The organism is Shewanella sp. ZOR0012, from assembly GCF_000798835.1.
Lineage (GTDB): Bacteria > Pseudomonadota > Gammaproteobacteria > Enterobacterales > Shewanellaceae > Shewanella > Shewanella xiamenensis.
In genome coordinates, this window is the sequence record NZ_JTLE01000094.1 from 2,257,126 (window position 1) to 2,271,542 (window position 14,417).

Here is a 14,417-nt window from a genome sequence, read left to right on the forward strand (position 1 = left end):
TGTCACACTGCGGTAATAGCTGCTAGAATTGCGCCACATATTACACGAGTTGGGTTGAAGATAGCCAAGGCAGGTTGAATTAATTTATCTTTATGATGATTATTCAATCATAGTCATTGACAAAGTGACTAAATGCAGGCATATTCCTCGGCCTTTAAAAGTATCAAATCCAGTTTTTAGGAGTTGCACCTTGGCTAATAGCAAGTCTGCAAAGAAGCGCGCGCTTCAATCTGAAAAGCGTCGTCAGCATAACGCCAGCCGTCGCTCAATGTTACGTACATACGTTAAAAAAGTTATCGCAGCTATCAAAGCTGGTGATCACAAAACAGCAACCGAAGCTTTCGCTGCTGCACAACCAATCGTTGACCGTATGGCGACTAAAGGCCTTATTCACAAGAATAAAGCTGCTCGTCATAAGGCTCGTTTGAACGCTAAGATCAAAGCGCTTGTTGCTTAATTATCTTAGTAAATAAAAAAAACCGGCAATTGCCGGTTTTTTTATATCTGCTGAAAACCATTAATGACAATAAATATTGTTTAGTAAATGGATCATCTCACGCACTTCATCACTCTTCAGTGAATAAAATACGGTCTGCGCTTCTTTGCGTGTGGTTACTAAATTATCTTTGCGTAACCAAGCAAGGTGTTGTGATAGTGCCGATTGACTTAAGCCTAATTTTTTATTCATTTCGCCAACGCACATTTCTCCTTCATTCAGTAAATAACAAAGGATAAATAAACGGCGTTCGTTTGCGAGTGCCTTTAATAGCACCACGGCATGATCGGCTCGCTCCTGCATTAATTCAATATTCATTACGCACATTTTCTCCTAAAACTAACCCCTGCGCTAATATAGCGTTGCCTTACAGATATAGTCGGGACATAAAGCACACTTTTTGCTAGATTGTTTTCAAAAGTGGGACATGCTTAATAAAAACAAAGGAAACCTATGAAACCCTACCAAACAACGTTGATAACAGGCCTTTTTATTAGTGGTTTGAGCGCTTGCCAAACTCATATCGAAACACCAGTCAAAACAGATATCCCTTCTCAATTACAACAAACCGCTTTAGCCTCTTCGATTGGATATGACATTGTCGAATCTCTTACGGTAGAAGTAGGACCGCGCCTTGCTGGTAGTCCAAAAGACATTATTGCCGTGAACTGGGCAATGAATAAGTTAACCAGCCTCGGGTTTGATAAGGTTTATAAAGAGCCAGTACAGGTTCCTATTTGGGAACGTGGAGAAGCCAAAGCCAAGATTATCTCTCCGGTAGAGCAACCTTTGGTGATTACTGCATTGGGTGGCAGCATTGCAACGCCAGTAACGGGCATTAGGGCTAGAATAGCTCGCTTTGATAGCCTAGAAGCATTACAACAAGCCAACCCTGATGATGTAAAAGGTAAAATTGCCTTTATCGATCAAAAAACGGAGCGTCATATAACTGGTGAAGGTTACGGAAAAAGTGTCGGCGGCCGCTCGAAGGGCGCTGTCGCAGCAGCACAAAAGGGAGCCGTAGCAATCGTCATTCGCTCAATAGGCACCGACCATGACCGCATGGCACACACTGGCGTGATGCGTTATCAAGATGGTGTGACTAAAATCCCTGCTGCGGCGATGTCTAATCCCGATGCAGACTTAGTCGATGCCATGTTAAAACGCGATCCGAATGCGGTGCTCGAGCTACATATGTCACCGAAGGATTTAGGAACGAATACCTCTTACAACGTTATTGCAGAAGTCACTGGCAGTAGTAAACCTAACGAAATAGTGCTGATTGGTGCCCATTTAGATTCGTGGGATGAAGGTACAGGTGCAATTGATGATGGCGCTGGTGTTGCGATTGTGACAGCGGCAGCAAAACATATTCAAGATCTTCCACAAAAGCCCGCTCGTACGGTGCGAGTAGTACTATATGCAGCCGAAGAAATTGGCTTAGTGGGGGGTAAGGCTTATGCTGAAGCACACAAAGCCGAGTTACCTCTACATTATATTGCTGCCGAATCGGACTTTGGCGCAGGTCCGATTTATCAAATCGATACTAAAGTAAGTGACAACGTTTTCGCCCAAGTTCAAGAGAGCATTAAACCAATGACATACAACGGTGTCGCCCTTGGTAATAATCAGGCCTCTGGCGGACCTGATGTCTCTATGCTACCCGCATTAGGCGTACCTGTTGCATCATTAAGACAGGATGGCCACGATTACTTCGATTATCACCACACACCTAACGATACCTTAGATAAAATCAATCCTAAGGCTCTGGCACAAAATGTGGCGGCATATGCTCAATTTGCTTATATCATGGCAAACTCAAATTTAGTGTTAACGCCCATTAGCACTGAATCGAAATAAGCCGCATAAGTAAATCATTCACCCATAAGAAGAAAAATGCCAGTCAGCTTAACTGACTGGCATTAAGCCTAAGCAGCTCTTTTTATTTAAGCCGTAATACGTTATTGCGCTTCACGTAAAAATGTTGGCTCATTCGGTTTACTCAATTCTTCACTGTAGTAATAACCTGCCACATCAAATGCTTTTAATTCATCAATCGAACTCACTTGCTGATCAATAATATATCTTGCCATCATTCCCCGCGCTTTTTTCGCAAAGAAACTAATGACTTTGTATTGACCATTTTTAAAGTCTTTAAAAACAGGAGTGATTAATTGTCCTGCTAATTGCTTTGGCTTTATCGCCTTAAAATATTCATTGGATGCAAGGTTGATAATGATCTCATCCCCCTGCGCAGCGACCGCATTATTGACCGCTACGGTGAGAGTGTTGCCCCAAAAATCGTAGAGATTCTTACCTTTAGGATTGGCAAGGGCAGTCCCCATTTCTAAGCGATAAGGTAAAATTAAATCCAATGGCCGCAGTAACCCGTATAGCCCAGATAAAATGCGCAACTGCGACTGAGTACGTTCAAGCTGTTCAGGTGTCAGGGTATCAGCATCAAAACCGGTGTAAACATCGCCTCTAAAAGCGAAAATAGCTTGCTTAGCATTATCAATACTGTAATCGGGTGTCCACTCGCCAAAACGTGCCGCATTTAAGCCCGCAATGTTATCGCTGACCTTCATTAATGTTGCTATGTCACTAGGGGTTAACCGTTGGCAAACTTGAATGAGCTCTTGGCTATAAGCTAAAAAATCGGGCCGAGTATGGGTTTGAGTCAAGGGAGGTTGCTCAAAATCTAGGGTTTTCGCCGGTGAAACCAAAATCAACATTAACACGCTCCAACAAATAAAATACGCCACTATGATACTGAACAAGCATAAAAAAACCACGTACGGATGACGTGGTTTTTCCGATAGCGCTAATCAGTGAACTTGAGCTTAGCGACTAACCGCAGATTCAGTACGCGATTTAGCCAACTCATTGGCACTATTGTCCTGCCAAATGCCATCATCAAGTTGTTCCATCAATTCGGGGAACTTACTGCGGTCAAACTCAGGCATTTTGCCGCTCTTTAATTGTTCACTGTAATCGTTGATAACCCTTATCGCCAAGCCAGATAACAGCAACAATGCGACGATATTGACCGTTGCCATTAGCCCCATTGACACATCGGCTAAGTTCCACACTAAGCTGATTTTGGCTACGGCACCAAACATCACCATGCCCAATACGCACAGGCGAAATAACGGTAACGCCTTAGTACTGTTACCCGTTAAGAACATCACATTGGTTTCGGCGTAGGAATAATTAGCAATGATTGAGGTAAAGCAGAATAGAAAAATCGCTATCGCAATAAAGGCACCGCCCCAATCACCAACATGATTCGACATCGCATTAATAGTAAGACGAATACCATCATCACTAGAACCTATGTCACCAGACAACAAGATAATGGCAGCCGTTGCGGTACAAATAACAATAGTATCAACAAAAACTCCCATCATCTGCACAAAGCCCTGAGATGCTGGATGATTAGGATTAGGTGAGGCACTCGCCGCCACGTTTGCTGCGCTGCCCATCCCCGCCTCATTTGAGAACAAACCACGGGCAATACCTGCTTGCATCGCCTGAGCGACTGTATAAGCAACGCCACCTGCAGCTGCCTCTTGCCAACCGAAAGCACTTTTTACAATCAGGCTAATAACTGCGGGTAATTGCTCTAAATTGAACAACACAATAATGAAAGCGATCAGAATATAAGCCAACGCCATAATTGGCACGATAAACTCAGATACTCGCGCAACTTTACGTAAGCCGCCGACGATAACAAAACCACTGGCTAACACTAAGCCGATACCGACATAGGTCGGATCGAAGCCAAACACGCGCTCCATCGCCCCCGTAATGGTATTAGCTTGCACCGCGTTAAACACCAAACCAAAGGCGATGATCAGGAAGAAAGCGAACAACACCCCCATCCATCTCTGACCAAGTCCCTTCTCCATATAATAAGAAGGGCCACCACGAAATTGGCCGTTGGTATCACGCACCTTATAAACCTGCGCAAGAGTGGACTCTACCATAGCCGTTGCCATACCCAACATGGCAATTAACCACATCCAAAAGACAGCGCCAGGTCCGGCGGAGCCAATGGCCACCGCTACCCCCGCCATGTTTCCGGCACCCACACGGGCCGCCATACTCGTACAGAATACTTGGAATGAAGACAGACCACTTTCACAGCCTTGGCGGCTCATGGTCATGACTTTTAGAGAGTGTTTGAAGTGTGTAAGTTGAATAAATACAAGTCGTAAGGTGAAATAGAGCCCCGCACCCACCAGTCCGTAAACGAGCAATTTGCCCCAGAGCAGTGCGTTCAAAAAGTTTACAATCGTTTCTAACATATTATTTTACTTCTTCCCGTAGCAAATGCCCTCCCCCACCTATACTTAGCGAGGTGCAACATTTGTGGTGAATGAATCCTTCCAAATAAAGGTAAGAATATCGGTAGATTTATTCTTTCAAATTATCCTTCCGTGAATTTACAACATCACGGCTACCGAATTCAACGCAGCAAAATAGCACAGTATTCGAAATTACTCATGTGATCAAGCCTAGGTTTTCATTGTTAAATAGCTACAAGCTCACGATCATAAAGCTTAGATAAGTCACTGTTAATATTAAATTAACAATTTAACAAACTTCATTCACATGCGTTAACGACAAACACAAGTTTTAAAATTTGGATGCAGGGCACATTTTTGTAATAAAATTACAAATATAGTAACTCCAAGAAAACATTATTTACTTCCGTCTGCTCTAGTGAGGCTTAATATGACGACAACACATGAGATAAATGCTCTTAAAAAATACGTAAGAGCCACTAACTTCCTAGCCACCTCCCAGATTTACTTAAAGCAAAACGTACTTCATAAGCGCCCACTAGCGCACTCGGACATTAAGCCTCGCTTGCTCGGTCACTGGGGAACCTGTCCAGGTATCAACTTTGTCTACGCGAACGTTAACCGACTCATTGTAAAACACAATCGTCCCTTTATTTACTTAGTTGGTCCAGGACACGGCTTCCCTGCCGTACAAGCTAACTTATTCATTGAAGGCTCTCTAAGCCACTACTATCCAGAAACCATTCCTTATAATGAAACGGGCATTGAGGATATTTGTAAAAAGTTCTCAGCAGCATACGGTTATCCTTCACATGCTAATCCTGAAGCACCAGGACAAATTCTGGAAGGTGGTGAATTAGGTTATTCATTATCCGTTGGCTGGGGCGCAGTGCTTGATAACCCCGATCTTATCGCGACAGTATTAATAGGTGATGGAGAATCAGAAACAGGCCCATTAGCCGCATCTTGGTATGCAAACCGATTGGTATCACCTGCCACCAACGGTGCTGTGCTACCTATCGTCCATATTAACGGCTATAAAATTTCTGGCCCAACCCGTATGGGACGCATGAGCCATGAAGAATTAGATCTTGAATTCCGCGGTCTTGGCTACCACCCCATTATTGTGGACAGCGAAGCGGAAGAAGATATCTACGTTCAAATGGCAACCGCCATGGATACCGCTTATAGCATGATTAATGATATCCAAGCCCGAGCACGTAAAGGCGAAGATATTGTAAAACCTCGCTGGCCAGTGATTTTAATGCGCACAGCAAAAGGTTGGACTGGCGTAAGCGAATATAATGGTAAGAAGTTAGAAGGCAACTGCGAATCACACCAAGTGATTGTCAATAAATGCGCGACCGATAAAGGCCATCTAGCCGCATTGGATAATTGGTTAGCTAGCTACCAGTTCCAAGAGCTCTATCAAATCAATGCTCAAGGTGAACTGATTTTTGATGCGGATATTAGCTCATTGATCCCACCAAAACACTTAGCTTGTGGTCGCCAACATCTCACTTATGGTGGTGAAGTTGTTAGAGCTTTATCCAATCCAGATCTAGAAAAACTCAGTTACGGTCCAGAAGTACCACGCGGACACCGCGGTTACTCCATGCTGAAAATGGGTGAATGGATGCGTGACGCATTCAAACTGAACCGTGATCAACGCAATTTACGCATTTTCAGCCCTGATGAAACCTATTCAAACCAACTGCAAGCGGTATTTGAAGAAACCGACCGTGCATGGCAATGGCCAATTGAAAGCTGGGATGAAGATATGTCTCGCGATGGCCGTGTACTAGAGCTCCTTTCTGAGAACTTACTATTTGGTATGTTACATGGCTACACAGTGACAGGTCGTCATGGCATGTTCCCAACCTACGAGTCATTCTCGCAAGTAGTTTCATCCATGGCCGACCAATATTGTAAGTATGTTTATGCCAGTCAAGGGGTGCATTTCCGTAAACCTTTACCAGCATGCAACGTAGTACTTTCTTCATTATTAGAGCGTCAGGATCACAACGGTTACTCGCATCAAAACCCATCGTTCCTAGGTGCGATGTTAGAAAAACATCCAAAGATTATCTCTGCTTATTTACCAGCTGATGCAAACAGCACCTTAGTGTATACCGAACGTGCTTTTGCGGATCGTGACAAACTGAACATCCTAGTCGCAGGTAAAAAAGAGTTGCCACAATGGCTAAGCTTAGATGAAGCACGTAAACAAGCCAAAGATGGCGTCATGGTGTGGGATTTTGCTTCAGATGAAAATCCCGATATCGTCCTTGCTGGCTGTGGTGATTATGTCACTCAAGAATGTATGGCCTCTTTAGTGATCATTCGGGAAATGCTGCCTCGAGTCAGAATCCGTTTTGTGAGCGTCACCGAATTAAGCAGTGATGGTTTAGGTAGCCGTAAATTTAAAGAAAAACCATGGATGATGGATGAAATATTTACTCAAGATAAAGGAGTAGTATTTAACTATCACGGTTATCCAAATACAATCAAAAAGTTAATTTTTGATTACAAAGGAAGCCGCCGTTTTAGAATTAAAGGTTATGAAGAAGAAGGCTCAACAACTACACCATTTGATATGGGTGTGCGTAATGGAACTTCTCGCTACCACCTTGTTATTGATATGGCTTATAAACTATTTCAACAAGGCGTCATTGATGAGACTAAACACGTTTCAATCACAACAGATATGTTGCAAAGACTTGTTGATCACCGTAACTATATTAAAGCACATGGTGTTGACCCAACTGAGATCGAAAATTGGGTTTGGACTCGCTAGTAGTTAATTAAATTAACAAAATAAATACAATTTAAAGGCATCCAAAAGGATGTCTTTTTAACATCTCAAGTTGATTACAGGATGGAGCCCCATAAAAAAACTTCAGACTAAGCACTGGAAAATTTTAACAAATGCAGTGATAATTAACCGCTGGCTACAATACCAAAGGATCCCCACACTAAGTGCTAGCAATGTTTTGCTTAAAACCCGCAAAGCATATTGGTGGAGAATCATAAACAATGGACTTAGAAAAAATGATGAAGAATACATTAAAAGTAGTTTTACTTACATCAATGCTTCCACTTGCTGCCAGTGCATCTCAAGAGTTAACTCCTTGGTATGTTGGTGCAGGTTTAGGCGTTAATAACTATGAACACATTGCAACTGATAACGGCGATGATAACCCATACGCATGGGACATCTTCGCAGGCTATATGTTTAATGACTACTTTGGTGCAGAAATCGGCTATCGTGATCTAGGTAGTGCAGATTGGACTAATGGTGGCATTAGCAATGATGCAGATGTTAAAGGTGCAACTCTGGGCTTAGTCGGTGTATGGCCACTAGGTAACCGTTGGAGCCTGTCTGCAGAAGCGGGTGCAATGTACTACACCTTAGAAAACAGCCAACATACTGGCACAACTTCAAGCTCATACAGCTCTAACGATTTTGCGCCTTACTTTGGCGCAGGTGTTGGTTATAACTTCACCGATAATCTGAAGTTACAAGCTAAATACCGCCGTTATGAAAACTTAGACGACACAGACTTCAACACAATCGAAGCTGACAGCAACTATTGGGGCTTAGAATTAAGCTACCGTTTTGGTACTCCAGCAGCAGCGGCTCCTGTAGCTGCCGCCGTTGTTGCAGCAGCACCAGTTGACTCAGACAACGATGGTGTATACGACGATAAAGATCAGTGCCCAGCAACGCCTGCAACTCACAAAGTTGACTCTGTTGGCTGTACTATCTATGAAAACGTTAAAAAGCAAGAAGATGTAGGTTCTATCCAGTTTGCTAACGATTCTGCAGTAGTGAAGAAAGAGTACTACAAAGACATCGAAAGACTGGCTAACTACCTGAACAAGAACCCAGAATTCACTGTTGAAATCGCGGGTCACGCTTCTAACGTAGGTAAACCAGAATACAACATGGTTCTGTCTGACAAGCGTGCTGACGCTGTTGCTAAGATCCTTGTTGAAAAATATGGCATCAGCCAAAGCCGCGTAACTTCTAACGGTTACGGTATCACTAAGCCATTAGTGGCTGGTGACTCGAAAGAAGCTCATGCAGCTAACCGCCGCATCGAAGCCATCGTGACAACTACTGAAAAACAACCTGTTCTGAAGTAATTGCACTGTTAAGAATAAAAAAGTCGCTGCTTGCAGCGACTTTTTGTTTTTAAGGCATCGACACTACCTAACCTGATGGCGCTAAGACTGATTAAGTGGCATTCGCCACTATGTTTAGCAAGAAACGATGTAGTTTTACCATTTTTGTAATTTTTTTACATTGATGGTTGGAAAAGTTGGCAAAATCGCTTCTAATAGTCATCAGTTCATTTCTGAGTTTTGACCGCTATCTGAGAAGGATGTTTTTCATGGCAAATACATTAGAGCAACTCAAGTCATACACTACTATTGTGGCCGATACTGGCGATATTGAAGCAATTAAGCGCTATCAACCAGAAGACGCAACCACTAACCCATCACTCATTCTAAAAGCCGCTCAAATCCCTGAGTATAGCGCTCTAATCGACAATGCTATTGCATGGGCTAAATTACAAAGTGCTGATATTGAGCAACAGATTGATGATGCCAGCGATAAACTTGCAGTGAACATTGGCGTGGAAATTCTGAAACTGGTTCCAGGCCGAATTTCAACCGAAGTGGATGCCCGCTTATCCTTCGATAAAGAAAAATCCATTGCAAAAGCGCATAAGCTTGTTCGTCTATATCAAGAAGCAGGAATAGATAAATCTCGCATTTTGATCAAATTAGCCTCAACTTGGGAAGGCATTTGTGCCGCCAAAGAGTTAGAGCAACAAGGCATCAACTGTAACTTAACCCTATTATTTAGCTTCGCTCAAGCACGTGCCTGTGCTGAAGCTGGCGTGTACTTAATTTCTCCATTCGTTGGCCGCATCCTCGACTGGTACAAAAAAGACACAGGTAAAGACTATGACGCAGTAAATGATCCTGGTGTCGTTTCTGTAACTGAAATTTACAACTACTACAAGCAGCATGGCTATAACACGGTAGTCATGGGGGCAAGTTTCCGTAATATCGGTGAAATCATCGAATTAGCGGGTTGTGACCGCCTGACTATTGGTCCTTCATTACTCGAAGAGCTAGCAAACTCTCAAGTCGCTATTCAACCTAAACTCATTCCTGCCAGCACTACAGTTGCTGCGGGCGAGCCTTTAACCGAAGCGCAATTCCGCTGGGACTTCAACCAAGATCCTATGGCCGTTGACAAGCTAGCAGAAGGCATCCGTAACTTCGCCATCGACCAAGGCAAACTCGAAGTCATGCTCAAGGCTAAACTGGCAAACTAAGTATCTTCGGAGACGATTCGATGACTATCTTGACCCAAAGCACAACCTGGAAGGCGTTAGCAGCCCATAGCCAGCAGATCCCGCATATGCGGGAACTCTTTGCAGGCGATCCTGCACGCTTTAGCAATATGTCGCTTTCTACCTGTGGCTTATTTTTAGATTATTCAAAAAATAGAGCAACACCTGAGACTCTCAACTTGCTGCTGACACTGGCGCAAGAAGCCAAGCTTGACGCTAAAATCAAGGCGATGTTTGCCGGTGATATTATTAACACTACCGAAAAACGTGCCGTTTTGCATACCGCACTGCGCAGCACCGCGGACCAATCCATCATTGCCGAAGGTCAAGATATCGTTCCTGAAGTACAGCAAACGCTGAACAAGATGCAGCAGTTTGTCACTTCAGTCACCTCAGGACAGTGGAAAGGCTACACAGGCAAAGCCATTACCGATATTGTCAGTATCGGTATCGGTGGTTCATTCCTTGGCCCTAAAATTGTTTCCCAAGCCTTACGTCCATACTGGATAACAGGTCTCAATTGCCATTTTGTTGCAAACGTCGATGGCACCTCGATCAGTGAAAAACTCAAGCTGCTCGATCCTGAAACCACGCTTTTTATCATGTCGTCTAAGTCTTTTGGTACACAAGAGACGCTGACCAACACCTTAACGGCCAAAGCGTGGTTCTTAGCTAAAGGTGGTTCACAGTCAGATGTCGCGAAACACTTTGTTGCCGTGACCTCTAACGTGGCAAAAGCAACTGAGTTTGGTATTGATGCCGCTAATATCTTCCCAATGTGGGACTGGGTTGGAGGTCGCTATTCTCTGTGGTCAGCCATTGGTTTACCCATCGCTTTACTCATCGGCATGGATAACTTCCGCTCCCTATTAAAGGGCGCGCACCAAATGGATACCCATTTTGCCACTGCGCCTTTAGCGGAAAATATGCCCGTAATCATGGGACTATTCTCACTGTGGTATGGCAATTTCTTTAATGCTCAAAGCCATGTGGTATTGACCTACGATCATTATCTGCGTGGACTTCCTGCCTACTTCCAACAACTGGATATGGAAAGTAACGGTAAATCAGTCACGCTCAATGGTACGCATGTGGATTACAGCACAGGTCCTGTGATTTGGGGCGGCGAAGGCACAAACGGTCAACACGCTTACCATCAGTTGCTGCATCAAGGTACTGCATTAATTCCTGCTGATTTCATTATGCCGCTGCAAAGCCATAATCCTATCGGTGAACACCATGATCAGTTAGCCTCTAACTGCTTTGGACAAACTCAAGCACTCATGCAAGGCCGTACCTTAGATGAAGCGCTGGCTGAATTGAGCAAGAGCAACTTGAGTGATGAAGAAAAGTTACTTATCGCCAAACACAAAGTCATGCCGGGCAATAAGCCAAGCAACACTCTATTAATGGATAAGCTGACTCCAGAAACCTTAGGCGCACTGATTGCGCTCTATGAGCACAGAACCTTTGTCCAAGGCGCCATTTGGGACATCAACTCCTTCGACCAATGGGGTGTTGAGCTTGGCAAAACCTTAGGTAACGACGTCCTCGCCCGTATAGGTGCAGATCAAGAAGCGACTGCGTTAGATGCTTCAAGCAATGGCTTAATCAATCTTTATCGACGGGGCAAAATCTGATCGAACAAAAAGCCAGCAATTGCTGGCTTTTTTATTGTATCTCATTAATAAAATAAACATTTCAAGAAGCAACCACCACTAAAGTGATAGTTAAGATCAATGACATATCATCCAAATTTCATTTCAAGTTAACACAAATGAAACATAATTCTTGCACCCTGTTTTGAAAATATGTTATTTAATCGCTGACAAAACATACAACAACAGGAGGTTACCATGGATCGTTTAGATTATGGTTGTGCGCTAGATGAAGTTGTAGAAAGACCCGACCGCTCGCGTGGTGCTAATAAAAAGCGTAAGTGGCGCGAAATCGAGGCGTTAAAGGACAAACATCGTTTACTCAAGGAACTGCAAGAGATTGATAACAACTTTGATTACGATATAGACACCATCCAGTTGTAACCTGCTGTTTTTTTATTGACAGGATATAGAGAAAAAGCGCTTATGGCGCTTTTTCTGTTTTTACCCTTCAGATGACTTACAACCCCTAATCGGACGCTTTTAAATAGGAACGTAAGTCATCAAAGGCTTGCTGCTCTCGGTCAAGGAATAGCGGATCATCAATTAACGATGCTTGGCATTGTTGTTCAATCTCCTTCCAATCTTGCTCGGTTAAAGACTTCGCAAGTAAGGGGAAAATCTCCCGCTCTTCCATTTGCATATGTTTTTCTTGTAAGTCAACATATTCGGCAAAATCGGCAATCAGTTTATCCCTTGCGACAACAATGTCACTTAATATCAGGTTTAAAGTATTCATTAATGCCGATGAAGCCGCAGTCACAACTTGGTGCTCGGCACTTAGCTTGTCGATCTCATCATTCGCCTTATGTGCCAAATAATAAGCATAAATAATATCTTCAACGGGGTGATGGCTACGCTCAGCATATCCTTGCATATACTCAACGATGTCTCTCACAACAATAAAATTAATCGCCTCGCCTTCAACTAATTTCATCTGTTTATTTTTCAAGACATTCAATAGCACTGCTATATGTTTATGATCATGCATGAGTCTTTTGAGCATATCGCCTCCTGAACTTAGGACTGACTATTGATACTAGTCAAGTCGTTTATCAATATCCAATATAACAGGCGAGTTCCTGTGCACTTTATGACCATGATCAAGTAATTAACATTACGACCTGTAAAAAGTGTCCTAGATTAATACGACAACGTTAAGAATAAGATATTAATATCAGTGAGTGGCCTTAATGAGACCAGCCCACTGATTTACGCTTTATTTGCTCACAGAATGAAGCTGATGCTGTAGAGCTTTAAATTTCTCAATTGCCTTTGTGTCATCGGTAGATTCAGCATTGGTTTTAGACAACTCGGGATACTGCTTCACTAAACTTTGCTCAAGAGCTAAGGCTTCCTGTATTTGCTTCGAGTCTATTAACGCCTGCAAACGTGTTAACGACGCCATCAACACATCTTTATCACGCAGCGCAGCTGCGGCTACATCACTTTGAGGCAATGCACGCGCCCTTTGCGATAATGCATGAGACTCTGCTTGCTGATTTTCCGGGGCTGACATCTTAGCTTCGGCCCTCATCGCTTCCCTTTGCCTACTTTGTGTTGCGGCATCTTCCATTCTCGCTTGACGCGCCATTTCGGCTTGCTGCGCAGCGTTATCTAACGGTGCTTGAGCTGGCATAGGCGCACTCATAGTCAAAGCGGCAGGCGCGACTAACTCCTCCTCAAAATGGTCTCGGTTAAGGATCACTAAACCAACGACGAGCACTAAGGAGGCGGCACTCGATAATGCCCATGGAAAACGGCGCCACACTGGCGTAGCTACAGGCTTAAGCTGGCTCACATTGATTTCAGCTAGGTGGGCCTGTGATAGGCGCAAAATATCTTGATCGAGCCGCTCTGGCGGTATTTCCAGTGCTTGTTTGTGATACCAAGCCGAGACTTCCTGACGTAGTGCCTCTTCTTCCGATGACAGAGTGGAATTACTCATGACCAACCTCCTGCCATTTAGCATTGACACAATCTTTTAAGCTTTGATACGCGTAGCGAATACGGCTCTTGGTCGCTTCGAGTGTCACCCCCGCAATATCGCTGATCACCGCTGCGGTAAAGCCCATTTCAATATTGAGAATAAAGGCCTCTTTCTGCACTTGGGGTAACAGGGCAATACAGGTCTTCAGTAACAGGCTCTTTTGCGTTTCCTGCCAATGTACATCGGGTTGTTCCTGCTCCGCTCCCACAAAGGTATCTAGCCCTTCCTCATTATCATGGCTAACTAAGTCGACGGGTTTGACAGCTCTGACGTGGTCAATCAACAGATTATGGGCAATCCGATAGAGCCAAGTATTAAACTTAGCACTCGGCTCATAATTGGCGGCGGCACGGATCACTCGTCCCCAGGTTTCTTGATATAAATCTTCGGCTAACTGTTTGTCACCGAGTTGGCGCACAAAGTAACGGTACAAGGCGCCTTTGTGTTTGAGATAAAGCTGCTCAAACGCTTTGCCATCGCCTTTGGCATAGCGTTGCATTAACTGTTCATCGGTATGCTCATGGGCATGCATTTGCGGTATCGCCAGGGCCATGGCAGCTCCCTAATGGTTAACTAACTGAAACATAATAA

The 14,417-nt window shown here is 43.8% G+C and carries 13 protein-coding genes; 7 read left to right on the forward strand and 6 right to left on the reverse strand.

Translation table 11 applies throughout. From position 1 onward, the window contains the following. Nucleotides 1-190: 190 nt before the first annotated feature. The gene (gene rpsT, locus L976_RS11495) at nucleotides 191-457 is read left to right on the forward strand and encodes a 30S ribosomal protein S20 (RefSeq protein WP_037421209.1); all 267 of its coding nucleotides are present in this window, start codon (nucleotides 191-193) and stop codon (nucleotides 455-457) included. 60 nt (nucleotides 458-517) lie between these two features. Here rpsT and L976_RS11500 read toward each other — a convergent pair whose 3' ends face one another. After that, nucleotides 518-814, reverse strand: coding sequence for an ArsR/SmtB family transcription factor (locus L976_RS11500; protein WP_006084975.1), 297 nt, complete (start codon nucleotides 812-814; stop codon nucleotides 518-520). A 135-nt stretch (nucleotides 815-949) separates the two neighbouring features. On the opposite strand from L976_RS11500, the gene L976_RS11505 reads away from it, so the two are divergent. Then, nucleotides 950-2,356, forward strand: coding sequence for a M28 family metallopeptidase (locus tag L976_RS11505; RefSeq protein WP_037421215.1), 1,407 nt, complete (start codon nucleotides 950-952; stop codon nucleotides 2,354-2,356). Nucleotides 2,357-2,457: 101 nt separating this feature from the next. Here the strand turns inward: L976_RS11505 and yaaA are convergent, their stop codons facing one another. After that, nucleotides 2,458-3,231, reverse strand: a complete 774-nt coding sequence (yaaA, locus tag L976_RS11510) for a peroxide stress protein YaaA (RefSeq protein WP_047536874.1) — start codon at nucleotides 3,229-3,231, stop codon at nucleotides 2,458-2,460. Between the two features lie 108 nt (nucleotides 3,232-3,339). Then, entirely contained in the window at nucleotides 3,340-4,806 is a 1,467-nt protein-coding gene (locus L976_RS11515; protein WP_047536877.1) for an alanine/glycine:cation symporter family protein, read from the reverse strand. A gap of 430 nt (nucleotides 4,807-5,236) precedes the next feature. Between L976_RS11515 and L976_RS11520 the strand changes: the two genes are divergently transcribed. From L976_RS11520 to L976_RS11540, 5 genes are all read left to right on the forward strand, one after another. Further along, nucleotides 5,237-7,603 carry a phosphoketolase family protein gene (locus L976_RS11520; protein WP_037421225.1) on the forward strand — a complete coding sequence of 789 codons (2,367 nt, stop codon included), beginning with the start codon at nucleotides 5,237-5,239 and terminating at the stop codon, nucleotides 7,601-7,603. Nucleotides 7,604-7,842: 239 nt separating this feature from the next. Continuing rightward, the gene (locus tag L976_RS11525) at nucleotides 7,843-8,955 is read left to right on the forward strand and encodes an OmpA family protein (RefSeq protein ID WP_037421235.1); all 1,113 of its coding nucleotides are present in this window, start codon (nucleotides 7,843-7,845) and stop codon (nucleotides 8,953-8,955) included. A 248-nt stretch (nucleotides 8,956-9,203) separates the two neighbouring features. Then, nucleotides 9,204-10,160 carry a transaldolase gene (gene tal, locus L976_RS11530; protein ID WP_047536880.1) on the forward strand — a complete coding sequence of 319 codons (957 nt, stop codon included), beginning with the start codon at nucleotides 9,204-9,206 and terminating at the stop codon, nucleotides 10,158-10,160. A 20-nt stretch (nucleotides 10,161-10,180) separates the two neighbouring features. Then, on the forward strand, nucleotides 10,181-11,818 hold the full coding sequence (gene pgi, locus L976_RS11535) for a glucose-6-phosphate isomerase (protein WP_037429612.1): 1,638 nt from the start codon (nucleotides 10,181-10,183) through the stop codon (nucleotides 11,816-11,818). A 216-nt stretch (nucleotides 11,819-12,034) separates the two neighbouring features. Further along, nucleotides 12,035-12,220, forward strand: coding sequence for a DUF3545 family protein (locus L976_RS11540; RefSeq protein ID WP_037421244.1), 186 nt, complete (start codon nucleotides 12,035-12,037; stop codon nucleotides 12,218-12,220). Nucleotides 12,221-12,305: 85 nt separating this feature from the next. Here the strand turns inward: L976_RS11540 and L976_RS11545 are convergent, their stop codons facing one another. The 3 genes from L976_RS11545 to L976_RS11555 all read right to left on the reverse strand — a co-directional run bounded on the left by L976_RS11545 (nucleotide 12,306) and on the right by L976_RS11555 (nucleotide 14,379). Beyond that, nucleotides 12,306-12,842, reverse strand: a complete 537-nt coding sequence (locus tag L976_RS11545) for a hemerythrin domain-containing protein (protein WP_037421247.1) — start codon at nucleotides 12,840-12,842, stop codon at nucleotides 12,306-12,308. Nucleotides 12,843-13,055: 213 nt separating this feature from the next. Further along, entirely contained in the window at nucleotides 13,056-13,784 is a 729-nt protein-coding gene (locus L976_RS11550) for a hypothetical protein (protein WP_047536883.1), read from the reverse strand. Then, the gene (locus L976_RS11555; protein ID WP_011717976.1) at nucleotides 13,777-14,379 is read right to left on the reverse strand and encodes a sigma-70 family RNA polymerase sigma factor; all 603 of its coding nucleotides are present in this window, start codon (nucleotides 14,377-14,379) and stop codon (nucleotides 13,777-13,779) included. Before L976_RS11555 ends, L976_RS11550 begins: the two co-directional genes overlap by 8 nt. Between the last annotated feature and the right edge of the window lie 38 nt (nucleotides 14,380-14,417).

Excerpts from the sequence above, each read along its gene's own strand:
- L976_RS11500 (WP_006084975.1), bottom strand. The coding sequence starts at position 814 with ATGAATATTGAATTAATGCAGGAGCGAGCCGATCATGCCGTGGTGCTA.
- L976_RS11505 (WP_037421215.1), top strand. The coding sequence starts at position 950 with ATGAAACCCTACCAAACAACGTTGATAACAGGCCTTTTTATTAGTGGT.
- yaaA (WP_047536874.1), bottom strand. The coding sequence starts at position 3,231 with ATGTTGATTTTGGTTTCACCGGCGAAAACCCTAGATTTTGAGCAACCT.
- L976_RS11515 (WP_047536877.1), bottom strand. The coding sequence starts at position 4,806 with ATGTTAGAAACGATTGTAAACTTTTTGAACGCACTGCTCTGGGGCAAA.
- L976_RS11520 (WP_037421225.1), top strand. The coding sequence starts at position 5,237 with ATGACGACAACACATGAGATAAATGCTCTTAAAAAATACGTAAGAGCC.
- L976_RS11525 (WP_037421235.1), top strand. The coding sequence starts at position 7,843 with ATGGACTTAGAAAAAATGATGAAGAATACATTAAAAGTAGTTTTACTT.
- tal (WP_047536880.1), top strand. The coding sequence starts at position 9,204 with ATGGCAAATACATTAGAGCAACTCAAGTCATACACTACTATTGTGGCC.
- pgi (WP_037429612.1), top strand. The coding sequence starts at position 10,181 with ATGACTATCTTGACCCAAAGCACAACCTGGAAGGCGTTAGCAGCCCAT.
- L976_RS11540 (WP_037421244.1), top strand. The coding sequence starts at position 12,035 with ATGGATCGTTTAGATTATGGTTGTGCGCTAGATGAAGTTGTAGAAAGA.
- L976_RS11545 (WP_037421247.1), bottom strand. The coding sequence starts at position 12,842 with ATGCTCAAAAGACTCATGCATGATCATAAACATATAGCAGTGCTATTG.
- L976_RS11550 (WP_047536883.1), bottom strand. The coding sequence starts at position 13,784 with ATGAGTAATTCCACTCTGTCATCGGAAGAAGAGGCACTACGTCAGGAA.
- L976_RS11555 (WP_011717976.1), bottom strand. The coding sequence starts at position 14,379 with ATGGCCCTGGCGATACCGCAAATGCATGCCCATGAGCATACCGATGAA.